Below are 11,238 nucleotides of genomic sequence, written 5' to 3'. Positions count from 1 at the left end.
ACAATGCCCAGCCGGAACCCAGCCGCCGCAGCGCATTGTTGAGGCGGCCGGCGACCGCCACCAGTTCGGCCGGAACGGCGGAATCGAGGTCCGGCCCCCGAAAGCGGGCGGTACGCTGGAAGCTGCCATCCTTGTTGAGGATGATCCCCGGTGCGACGAGGGCCGCCCACGGCAGATAGTCGGCGAGCCGCGTGACCTGACGGCGGTATTCAGCGAGGTGGAACATGGTCGTGTCCGCCTTCAAACCGCCAGATGGGACGGCAGGCGCAGATGCCGCCGCCCCACCTCGACAAACAGCGGATCGCGCCGGGCGCCCCAGACGGCCAGCGCATGGCCGATGGCCCCAATCGCCAACCCGACCAGCCAGAGACGTAAGCCCAGTCCAAGGGCTGCGGCCAGTGTGCCATTGACGATGGCGAGCGAGCGCGGTGCCCCGGCCATCAGGATCGGCTCGGTCAGCGCCCGGTGCACGGGCACGCTGAACCCCGGCACGTCGTCCGAGCCGATCATAGCAGCGCCCCGCCGCCGAAGCTGAAGAAGGAGAGGAAGAAGGAGGAGGCCGCGAATGCGATCGACAGGCCGAATACGATCTGGATGAGACGCCGAAACCCGCCCGACGTGTCGCCGAACGCCAGCGTCAGGCCGGTGACGATGATGATGATGACCGCGATGATCTTGGCGACCGGGCCTTCGATCGATTGCAGAATCTGCTCCAGCGGCTGCTCCCACGGCATGGACGCGCCACCGGCCCATGCGGCGGGCGCGAGCATGAAGCTGATCGCGAGAAGCGAGGCGCGTTCGGCAAAGCGGCGGCATTGCGCGGCAAGGGAAGGCAAGGTTGTCATGCAAGGTCTCCTGCGAGGGTGAGAAGGGTGGGAACGGATACCGGCGCGCTGGCCGGGATCAGGCGATAGTCGCCATCGAGGCCAAGGCCGGGCACACGAGCGAGTTCGATGAGGCGGCGTTCGCTGCCGCGACCCGACAGCACGGCGATGAGGTCGATGGTCTCGGCGATCAGCGGACGCGGGACGGTCACGACCGCCTCCTGGATCAGCTGTTCCAGCCGCCGCAGCGCGCCGATCGCGCTGCCGGCATGGATGGTGGCGATGCCGCCCGGGTGGCCGGTGCCCCAGGCCTTCAGCAGGTCCAGCGCCTCGGCGCCCCGCACTTCGCCGATGGGGATGCGGTCCGGCCGCAGCCGCAGCGAGGATCGGACAAGATCGGACAGGGTGGCGACGCCATCCTTGGTGCGCAGCGACACGAGGTTGGGCGCAGTGCATTGCAGCTCGCGGGTGTCCTCGATCAGCACCACCCGGTCGCCGGTTCCGGCGATTTCCGCCAGCAGGGCGTTGGCGAGCGTGGTCTTGCCGGTCGATGTGCCGCCCGCGACCAGAATGTTCAGACGGTCATGGACCGCCTCGCGCAACAGCACGGCCTCGGGCGGACGCAAGGTGCCGGCGGCGACATAATCGTCGAGCGTGAACACCGCGATGGCGGGTTTGCGGATCGCGAAGGTCGGGGCTTGCACGACTGGCGGCAGCAGGCCTTCGAACCGCTCGCCGGTGTCCGGCAGTTCGGCTGACACGCGCGGCGCACCGGGATGAACCTCGGCGCCGACATGATGGGCGACCAGCCGGATGATCCGCTCGCCGTCGGAGGCCGACAGCCACTCCCCGGTATCGGCAAGGCCCTGTGACAGCCGGTCGGCCCACAGGCGGCCATCCGGGTTCAGCATGACCTCGACGACAGCAGGATCGTCCAGCAGTGCGGCAATGGCCGGGCCAAGCGCGCTGCGCAGCATCCGCGCGCTGCGGTCGAGACCCTCTCCCTGACGATGTGAACCGCGCATCTGCTGCCCTTTTGGTGGGGGGGGCTAGCTGATGCTGCCCCTGTTGGGGCTGAGTAAGAGAACCGGATTTATGCGGGATTCAACAGCTATCGCGGGGCGTAGGGGTCTGGCGTGCAATGACAGGCGCTGGCGAAAACGGCGGCCTGACGATCAGCTGTCCGGGTCCGCGGCGGACCCACCGGAACCGATATCTTCCGCCAGTTCGCGGGCGAGTCTGGAACTGCTGGCCATGCGTCGGCTGAGCGCTGACAGGAAGGCATCATAGCGCTCGCTGCCTTTCGCCCGCGCGGCCCCTGCCAGGGGTTCCGGCAATGCGGGCGTGGTGGTGAGCCAGAAGCGCACGAACATAGCCAGCGTCTCCACGGCGATGGTCTGGTCGCGTTCCATGCGGGCGATCCGCCGGTCGATCTGGTCCAGCCGTTTGGCGATTGCAGCCTCCCGCCGCTCTCCGTCGTCGGGTGAGAGGAAAGCGGCGACGGCGGCTTCCGCGATCATCGACAGCGAATGGTCCCGCCGCGCCGCACGCTCGGCCAGCGCTTCCAGCAGATTTGGCTCCAGATAGACCGAGAGCCGGCGTTTACGGGGTTGCTTCAGGCCCATGTCACAGGCCGCTGTCCGAGCCGGGATCCATGGAGGCCTGCCGCGCGGTGTGCCGCATCTGGTTCTGCAACCTTGCAAGATCCAAATCCGCGTCGGGCTCGCGTGCCGGGCCATCCAGATCAAATTCATTGGGTTCGTGGGGGTTCGCGGGCGGCGTCAGTTGTTGGCGTAACTCCATCACATGCTGCTGTTCCGCGCCCGCACTGACGGCCTTCTTCCTGTCGGGCTTTGCCACCTTGTCCGGAATGACGATTGGTCGTGGCGGGATCGGAAGCTGGTTCCAGGGATCCGGCGCCATCGTCGCTGGCGTTTGCGGAACCGGTGGCAACATGACCCGGGCTAGCAACCGCCGGTCCTCAAAATAGCGCGCCTTGCTGGCGCGGATGGGCGGCGTCCCCGCCACCATGACGATCTCATCGGTCGGGGGCAGTTGCATCACCTCGCCCGGTGTCAGCAGGGGCCGGGCGGTTTCCGAGCGCGACACCATCAGATGGCCCAGCCAGGGGCTGAGGCGGTGACCGGCATAATTTTTCATCGCCCGCATCTCGGTCGCCGTCCCCAGCGCGTCCGACACCCGCTTGGCCGTGCGCTCGTCGTTGGTCGCGAAGCTGACGCGGACATGGCAATTGTCGAGGATCGAATTGTTCGGCCCATAGGCCTTCTCGATCTGGTTCAGGGACTGGGCGATCAGGAAGGATTTGAGGCCATAGCCCGCCATGAACGCCAGCGCGCTCTCGAAGAAATCGAGCCGACCCAGCGCCGGGAATTCGTCCAGCATCAGCAGCAGGCGATGCCGGTCGGTGCGGCCGTTGATGTCCTCGGTCAGCCGACGCCCCACCTGATTCAGCAACAGCCGGATGAGCGGCTTGGTGCGGTTGATGTCGGAAGGAGGCACGACGAGGTAGAGGGTGGTTGGTTGCGGCCCGGTCACCAGCTCGCTGATCCGCCAGTCGCATCGGCGCGTCACCTCCGCCACGACAGGATCGCGGTAGAGGCCAAGGAAGGACATCGCCGTCGACAGCACGCCGGACATTTCGTTTTCCGACTTGTTGAGCAGCTCGCGCGCCGCACTGGCGATCACGGGGTGCGGCCCGGCTTCGCCCAGATGCGCCGTCTTCATCATGGCTTCCAGCGTTACCGCGATGGTCCGGCGCGGGTCTGACAGGAAGGCGGCGACCCCTGCCAGCGTCTTGTCCTGTTCTGCATAGAGGACGTGGAGGATGGCACCGACCAGCAGCGCGTGGCTGGTCTTTTCCCAATGGTTGCGCTTTTCCAGCGAGCCTTCCGGATCGACCAGAATGTCGGCGATATTCTGCACGTCGCGCACCTCCCAGGCGCCCCGGCGAACTTCCAGCAGCGGGTTGTAGGCAGCCGACTTCGGATTGGTGGGATCAAACAGCAGCACGCGCCCATGTCGCGCGCGAAACCCGGCCGTCAGTTGCCAGTTCTCGCCCTTGATGTCGTGGACAATGGCCGACCCGGGCCAGGTCAGAAGCGTCGGGACGACAAGGCCGACACCCTTGCCCGAGCGGGTGGGTGCGAAGCAGAGCACATGTTCGGGGCCATCATGGCGCAGATAGTCGCGGCCCGACTTCCCGAGAACGACACCATCGGCGTCCAGCAGACGCGCGGCCCGCACCTCATCCCGGCTTGCCCATCGGGCGGAGCCATAGGTCTCGACCTTGCGGGCCTCGCGGGCGCGCCACACCGACATGGCGATTGCGACCGCAATCGAGGCAATGCCGCCCGATGCTGCGATCAGCCCGCCCATCACGAAAATATCGGGCGCATAGGCGTCGTAGAGATACCACCACCAGAAGAAGGCGGGCGGATAATAGAATGGCCAGCCCGCCAGTTCGAACCAGGCCCCGCCCAGCCCCTCCTGAAATCCCAGCTTCCACGCGACATATTGGGTGGCGGCCCAGACGCCCATGAGGACGATCAGGAAAACAGCGAGGATCTGACCCCATAATATTCGGGTGGCGGACATGGGCAGCCCTTCAGACGGTGATGCCTTCCCAGATCATGGGGTTTTCGTGCGCCTGCAATGATGGCCTGCGGCGGCGCGCGTTGTCGGTCAGGATGTCGCACAAAACGGATGGCTCGTCGTTACAGGCCCAGTTCGCGCCTGCGGCCGAAGCTCCAGTCGATCCCGCCATTGTCGCGCATGACGCCGGATACCTCCCGCCCCAGAAGCCGTTCCAGTGCGGGTGACCATGGCACAAGCTGGAACCCGAACCCGTTGCCGATCATCGCGAAGCGGCCAGATGTCAGCGCGATCCGCCGCTGATAATTGCCCGACACATGTTCGCCCGGCGCGGATGGGTTGTGCGGAAGCCCGATCTCGTCGGCCATTCGGCCGGCGCACTGGTTCAGTTCCCGCTGGCGGAGTGTCTCCAGCAGCCGGGCGGTGAAGATAATTCGTCGGCCACGTTGCTCGGCAAGGCCTTCCCCCACCAGATGCACCGCGCGCTGCTCCATGGCGTCGCGCACCTCCGCGCCGAACCCACTGTCTGACAAGGCCATCGGCTCGCGCGCGATGGATTGACGGTCGAGCCAGGTCGCACCGATCGCGGTGACCTGCCGGTTGATGTCGATGTCCGAGCGGATGGCGAGCGCCACCCGGCGATGGCCACGGGCATCATCGAACGTGCGCAGTTCCACAATGGCCCCCGGTGCGGCGTCGGAGGTCGCCTCCAGATCGGGCAGGCGGATATGATGGGTGCGTCCATCGGTTCCGTCGACGATGGCATAGGCGGTGCCCTTCAACTCATCATCCAGCCCGCGAGCCATCAGGCGGCCGATGACGGGCGGATCGATGCGCTCACTGGCCAGCACAAAGGACGCACTACCGCGCTCGATCCCCCGATCTCCCAGCGCACGGTGCATTCGCTTGATGATGTCACCCCGTTCACCGAGTTCCCGCAACATGGGTTCGGCCTCTTCGGCCATCATCCACTGCCCGGGGCCGATCTGCGTAGCGAGGCCCAGTGTTTCCAGTTTGCGGAGCCGCCCGACGCGTGCGACGTCGATTGCTTCGGGGGGGCGGCCGGGAGCGGGGGCCACGTCGATGAGGCCATGGCGATCCTGTCCTTGCTGCAACTGTCGGTCGAGCTGGGTCCAGCGCTCAGCCTCAACCTGTCGGTTGATGTGGTGCTGGATCTGCTGATCCGTTCTCGGCCCGAGTTCCAGTGTGACGAGTCCGCGGGCGCGGTCTCTTATTCCCTCGCTGACATAGTCGCGCGACATGACGAGATCTTCGCCGCTGTCTGTCCTCCCTCGCACAAGGACATGGAGATGTGGATTGTCCGTGTTCCAGTGGTCGACAGCAACCCAGTCCAGACCGGTGTCGAGGTCGTTGGCCATCTGGCCCATCAGGTCACGGGCATATGAACGCAGGTCGTCCATCTCCACAGCATCCTCCGGGGAGATGATGAAACGAAAATGATGACGATCTTCACTGCACAGTTTCGCGAATGCATGGGGGTCAGAAACCTCACCATCAGGCCCGAAGAGCGAGGCCTTCTCGCCATCGCGCGTGACGCCTTCGCGCCGCAGATAGTTGACATGGCTTGCGAGCGAAGTCGGCCGCGCGCCGTGGCGGACTATCCGGGCTTTTACGACGACGATCCGCGAGCGTGCGTTTATGCGCACGCTGGCCTGAAGGGCGGCACGTTGGCCGCGTCCGAAACGTGAGCTGGGTGCCTTGCGGCCTGAGCGAACATTTCGCACAGTTCCGCCCTGCCTGCGAACGCCCGCCAGAACCTGGGCGACAAACGGCCGGGCACGCTGGGAACGCGATGATCGGATGCGTCCTGGCCGAATGTGGAAATCTTCGTCTTCACTCATGAGAATGGCCCGCGCACCGCAGTAAGCAATTGCAATGCTTGGGGTATCGCAGAGATCGCGATGTTCGTGCCCTGCGGCGCACCTCGCGAAAATCTCGCATAAGTCATTGATATCCCACGACCGACCGAGCGCGCACCTCGCGCCCTTTTATCTTGCCATCGAAAAGCCGTTCTGAGTCTCTTCCGCTGTTTCATGCACAACAGCGCGCAGACGTATCCGGGCCTGCGAAATCGGCCGATTGCGGTCATGGCCGGGATTCCGGGTCGGATCGTGCGATGAAAAGGCCTCCGGTTGGCCGTATTGGGGGGCCTGCGTTGAGCGGCAAATTGCGATCTGCTGTTTCGTCCGAACGGCCGTCCGTATGCGTGGTTGACGCTGCGGTTTCGTCCGGTTCCTGTCGGGATTTCGCAGAAATATCTGCCCGGCTTGAGGCAGCAAAGATGGCGGATCGCCGCCAGGCATAGGGATCAATCGCGGCCATTGTTCCGCCGGTTCTGGCCTCACTAACTTCGATGGAGGGCGCCACTGCAGCGACATAGGCGCGCGTTTCCAGCGGCAGTGGACGCCCGCGCAGATGCTGCTCGTAGCGCCCCGGCCCGGCATTATAAGCCGCCAGAAATCCCGGTGATCCGTAGCGATCATGCAGGTCCCGCAGATAGCCAGTGCCCGCCAATATGTTGTCGAACGGGTGAAAGGGGTCGTTTCCCAGCCCGTACCGAAGGCGCAATTCTTCCCAGGTTCCGGGCATCAGTTGCATCAGACCCATGGCGCCCTTGATGGAGATTGCGCGCGGGTTTCCGGCGCTTTCGAAGCGCATCACCGCCCGGATCCAGCTCTGCGGAATGCCAAATCTGCGCGAGGCTTCAGCAATCGCATCGTCATAAGAAACCCGGCCAGCCAGTTCGCTGGCGGGACGGGCGTTCGCCGCCCCGCCAGTCCCGAGCGCACAGAGCAGCAGCAACCCGGAACGGAACAGCGTGCGAAAGCCGGGCATGGGTCAGCGCTTTCCGCCGGTCCTGTCGGGCCGGTTCCAGTGAAGTGACCAGGACGATCCATCAGCGCTGTCCCGGAACAGATTGGCGCGGATTGGCAGCGGCAGAAGCGGATCGTCGAGGACAACCGCGATATAGTCCCCGGCGCGTTCGCCTGTGCGTTTCCAGCCTGCGCCGACCTCGGGTCCATCCGCATTGCCGACATGCAGCCGGTAATCGGGGGCATTCTCGCTGTCCTGCGCCTCGGCCAGCACAAGGGTGAGATCCTTTGCGAGGGTGAAGGTTTCGATCCGCCCGACAAAGCCACTGTCGTGGCGCTCAAACGTCCCAATCTGTGGCATTTTCAGTCTCCTTCTGGGGTGGGTGTCGGGTCGGCCTATTGCCGCTTACTGGCCGTGGTTTTGTCGCCACGCGTAAACAACGGCGTCGCGCTGCCGATCACCGCGGATGCCGATGTCGGGCCAAAATATCGCCCGTCCAGGCTGTTCGGGATGCCGATGTTCATGAGGAATATCTCACCAGCCTGAAGTCTGCGGCAGCCCCGCCAGACAGGCAGTGGGCGCCCGCTCCGGTCGCTCGTGAGCGCGCTGCCGCGATAGCTGCCGTCGATGATGATCCTGAGACCGATGCGACAAACCTGTTGCTCAGGGATGGCCACGACATGCTTCAGAAGCGGGGTGCGGGGGCCAACATATCGGCGTTCGGCCATGAACTGCGCGACCGGTTCAGACGGCCGCACCAGCACAAGATCGCCGACCTTCGGCGGACCGCTGCTGCTGATCCGGTAGAGACCGATTGGCACACTGGCGGACGCATTCCACACCAGTTTCACCGGCATGCTCAAAAGGGCCGTGGCTGCAACAGTAAGGGTCGCGCACCATGTCAGCCTTGCATATCCAGCGCGGGTCATCGCTCGATTTCCCGCCGCTTCAGCCAGGCCGCATGGCGCAGCCGTGTGTAGGCGCGGGGGGCAATGTTCGCCCGCATACTATGGTTCAGATGGCGCCAGTGCTCGGGGGCGACATCGCAGGCATCGATGTCGAGCGCCTCAATCGCGTCGATCGTTTCGAGGACACTTTGAACCTTCGGCCAGCCATTGACGGAGAGCAGCAGGTCGCCACCCGGCTGAACATGCGGGACGGTTTGACAGGGTTCACCGGGGTGAATTGCCCGCAGGATATCGATCCGTGACCGGATGGTGCCATAGTCATTGGCGGCCCACCGAACGAACGCAAACACACTTCCGGGTCGGAAGGCGACGGTGCGCCGTCTGCGATCCCGGATGTCGTCGCGCACCGGGCGGCCGAAGCGGATCCAGTGCTGCAGCCGCTTCTCGATCCACACCAGATCGACCTCGGTCAACGTTTCCGGGCGCGGATAGCCGGGGCCGTTGTTCATTGCCGTTGCCCCTTCCCGGTCAACTGATCACCAGCCCGGCGCACGTGCGAATGATCCACAGCGACTCTATCGCTATCTTCCTTGTTAGATTCTGGGTTAGAGTCGTTAGGGCCGGGATTATCGCTGCCTTGAGAAGCAGTTAAGTCGAGTTCCGGTTCCCGATAGCACGATGATCGGGTTCCCAATGGCACGATAGCGCCAGTTCCCGATAGCACGACACGGCGGGGAACTTGTCCACAGGTTGCCGGCTGGAAGGCCAGCAAGACCCGGCCGCCGCGCTCGATCTCGGTGCTGAGTTCATAGCCGGGCAAGGGCTGGCGGCGGATGATGTCGCGCAGTTCGAACGCAAAGCGCTTGAAAGGGGCATGGCTGCCGGACTTCAGGTGCAGGTGCCGGAAGTCAAACCGCCAGCCATTGCCCTGCCGTCCGCCATGCTTGCGCACGAGGCGATAGAGCCAGCGGTCCAGACCGCCGGTCAGGTCAAAATAGCCGCGGTCGATGGTGAGGATCAGGGCGTCGTTCAATACACCGGCATAGAACCAGTCGGGCAGGATCAACTCGATTCCGGCCGGACGACCGTCGCGTCTTGTGCGTTCCTGCCATTCATTGATCCAGGAAAAGCGGTGCCGACGGCCTTCGGCTGACTGACGAATGCTGGTGGAAACCGTGGTCGATTGCAGCCGGTCGAGTGCCGCTTTCAGGCGCTGATAATCCCGGGCCGACGTGCCGCGGCCGGTGAATGTCAGGATATCATAGGGGGTGGTCGCCATCAGCCGGGAGGTCGAGGCGCCGATGTCGCGGGCTTCCACAATCTGGCTGGCGGCCCAGATCAAGATGTCGGCGTCCCAGATAGTCGCCATGCCATGATCGGGGACAGCCTCCACCCGGATCGACACGCCGCCCGCTTGAAAGTCGATGGGCACCACGCGATGCGATTTGCTGAGGGAGAAGAAGGGGTAGGCCATCAGATCCTGCGCATCGCGGGCCGCGAATTTGCCGGGCAAGGAGCGGAACAGGTCCAGCTGCCGGCGCTCTGCCAGATGGCGGGAGGGGTTGGTCATGGCCGGAACCGGCTTCTGCTCAACGCGCCGGGAAAGGGCGATGGACGCCGCTGACCGACGGCAAGCCATCGTGTCGGCGGGCCGGTAGCACCGAGCCCCGAGGATCCGAAGTGGAGGTGACCGCCCCCCGGTTCACCCAGCTTTCCAGATCGTCCAGCGCATAGACCACGCGGCCACCCAGTTTGTGATAGGCTGGCCCTGTTCCGTAGGTCCGGTGTTTCTCCAGTGTTCTGGCCGAAAGGCTCAGAAAATGCGCGGCTTCCTTGGTGCGAAGGTAGCGTGGCGGGAGAGGAGCGGAATCTGCGGGCATGGTCGGGTCTCCGGCTGCTTGTGAAAGCCGCCGATCATGGTCGGCGGGCAGCGACCGTCATGGCGCAACAGAAGCGGTGACAGGGTGTGCGCAGATGAGGGGGCCATATTCGCACACTGGGCTTACCCGACGAGACGCTAGGAGCGGATGCGATGGCGAAGCAGTTTGCGATTGTCCGCCGTCAGCACCAATGGCACAGATTTGAGGTTGTGATTTAAGGAGGGTTGGGGCTTCGTCGTAGTGACGAAGGAACGAAGATGAAGGCCCAACCCTCCTTGAAAAAATCGCCGACCAAGGCCCCTGCTGAGCGGGTGGTGAAGGACATTCGGCGGCAGACGCGTCGCCATTTCTCGGCGGAGGACAAGATCCGCATCGTGCTCGATGGGCTACGCGGCGAGGACAGCATTGCCGAGCTGTGCCGCAAGGAAGGCATCGCGCAGAGCCTGTACTACACCTGGTCGAAGGAGTTCATGGAAGCTGGCAAGCGCCGCCTGGCCGGCGACACCGCTCGTGCCGCGACCACCGGCGAGGTGCAGGACCTGCGCCGCGAGGCCCGCGCCTTGAAGGAATGCGTGGCCGACCTGACACTCGAAAACCGTCTGCTGAAAAAAAGCATGATCGCGGATGGGGGAGACGACGAATGAGGTATCCCGCATCCGAAAAACTCGAGATCATCCGGATCGTCGAGCAGTCGCACCTGCCCGCCAAACGCACGCTGGACAAGCTCGGTATCGCCCGCCGGACGTTCTATCGCTGGTATGACCGCTACCTTGAAGGTGGGCCGGAGGCGCTGGAAGATCGGCCATCGGCTCCAGGCAGGGTGTGGAACCGCATCGGCGGCGACATCCAAGACCAGATCGTCGAAATGGCGCTGGAAGAGACTGACCTGAGCCCTCGCGAACTGGCAGTGCGCTTCACCGACGAGAAGCGCTACTTCGTGTCGGAAGCCACGGTTTATCGCCTGTTGAAGGCCCATGATCTGATCACCAGTCCGGCCTATGTCGTGATCAAGGCCGCCGATCAGTTCCACACCAAGACTACCCGGCCGAACGAGATGTGGCAGACCGATTTTACCTACTTCAAGATCATCGGCTGGGGTTGGATGTACCTGTCGACCGTGCTCGACGACTTCTCTCGCTACATCATTGCATGGAAGCTGTGCACCAACATGCGGGCCGA

At 64.2% G+C, this 11,238-nt stretch carries 13 protein-coding genes and 1 pseudogene; 1 reads left to right on the top strand and 13 read right to left on the bottom strand.

The genetic code is table 11. From position 1 onward, the window contains the following. The 13 genes from FJQ54_RS00805 to FJQ54_RS00745 all read right to left on the bottom strand — a co-directional run. The coding region (locus tag FJQ54_RS00805; protein WP_140926402.1) for a hypothetical protein at nt 1-226 on the bottom strand (226 nt) is incomplete at its 3' end. 14 nt (nt 227-240) lie between these two features. Then, complete coding sequence (locus FJQ54_RS00800) at nt 241-510, bottom strand: VirB3 family type IV secretion system protein (protein WP_140926400.1); 270 nt, start codon at nt 508-510, stop codon at nt 241-243. Then, on the bottom strand, nt 507-845 hold the full coding sequence (locus FJQ54_RS00795) for a TrbC/VirB2 family protein (protein WP_140926398.1): 339 nt from the start codon (nt 843-845) through the stop codon (nt 507-509). Before FJQ54_RS00795 ends, FJQ54_RS00800 begins: the two co-directional genes overlap by 4 nt. Then, the gene (gene trbB, locus FJQ54_RS00790) at nt 842-1,849 is read right to left on the bottom strand and encodes a P-type conjugative transfer ATPase TrbB (RefSeq protein ID WP_140926396.1); all 1,008 of its coding nucleotides are present in this window, start codon (nt 1,847-1,849) and stop codon (nt 842-844) included. The genes FJQ54_RS00795 and trbB overlap by 4 nt, the downstream gene beginning before the upstream one ends. A 150-nt stretch (nt 1,850-1,999) precedes the next feature. Further along, entirely contained in the window at nt 2,000-2,449 is a 450-nt protein-coding gene (locus FJQ54_RS00785) for a ribbon-helix-helix protein, CopG family (RefSeq protein WP_140926394.1), read from the bottom strand. A 1-nt stretch (nt 2,450) separates the two neighbouring features. Then, on the bottom strand, nt 2,451-4,439 hold the full coding sequence (locus FJQ54_RS00780; RefSeq protein ID WP_140926392.1) for a conjugal transfer protein TraG: 1,989 nt from the start codon (nt 4,437-4,439) through the stop codon (nt 2,451-2,453). A 119-nt stretch (nt 4,440-4,558) separates the two neighbouring features. Beyond that, entirely contained in the window at nt 4,559-6,298 is a 1,740-nt protein-coding gene (locus FJQ54_RS00775; protein WP_140926389.1) for a relaxase/mobilization nuclease domain-containing protein, read from the bottom strand. Between the two features lie 244 nt (nt 6,299-6,542). Next, nucleotides 6,543-7,292 carry a lytic transglycosylase domain-containing protein gene (locus FJQ54_RS00770; RefSeq protein WP_140926387.1) on the bottom strand — a complete coding sequence of 250 codons (750 nt, stop codon included), beginning with the start codon at nt 7,290-7,292 and terminating at the stop codon, nt 6,543-6,545. A 3-nt stretch (nt 7,293-7,295) separates the two neighbouring features. After that, a complete protein-coding gene (locus FJQ54_RS00765; protein WP_140926385.1) occupies nt 7,296-7,631 on the bottom strand; it encodes a DUF736 domain-containing protein in 336 nt (111 codons plus the stop codon). Between the two features lie 35 nt (nt 7,632-7,666). Further along, on the bottom strand, nt 7,667-8,200 hold the full coding sequence (locus tag FJQ54_RS00760) for a S26 family signal peptidase (RefSeq protein WP_140926384.1): 534 nt from the start codon (nt 8,198-8,200) through the stop codon (nt 7,667-7,669). Beyond that, entirely contained in the window at nt 8,197-8,688 is a 492-nt protein-coding gene (locus tag FJQ54_RS00755; protein ID WP_140926382.1) for a DUF2840 domain-containing protein, read from the bottom strand. The genes FJQ54_RS00760 and FJQ54_RS00755 overlap by 4 nt, the downstream gene beginning before the upstream one ends. After that, nucleotides 8,685-9,749 (bottom strand): replication initiator protein A, encoded by a 1,065-nt coding sequence (locus FJQ54_RS00750; protein ID WP_140926380.1) that lies wholly within the window; start codon nt 9,747-9,749, stop codon nt 8,685-8,687. The genes FJQ54_RS00755 and FJQ54_RS00750 overlap by 4 nt, the downstream gene beginning before the upstream one ends. A gap of 19 nt (nt 9,750-9,768) precedes the next feature. Beyond that, entirely contained in the window at nt 9,769-10,059 is a 291-nt protein-coding gene (locus FJQ54_RS00745; RefSeq protein ID WP_140926378.1) for a helix-turn-helix transcriptional regulator, read from the bottom strand. A gap of 257 nt (nt 10,060-10,316) precedes the next feature. Between FJQ54_RS00745 and FJQ54_RS00740 the strand changes: the two are divergent. After that, a pseudogene (locus FJQ54_RS00740) lies at nt 10,317-11,238 on the top strand (helix-turn-helix domain-containing protein); the annotation flags it as partial.

The organism is Sandaracinobacter neustonicus (assembly GCF_006385875.1).
GTDB lineage: Bacteria > Pseudomonadota > Alphaproteobacteria > Sphingomonadales > Sphingomonadaceae > Sandaracinobacteroides > Sandaracinobacteroides neustonicus.
Note: the sequence above shows the minus strand (reverse complement) of the source record. Positions and strands in the feature narration are given on the sequence as shown.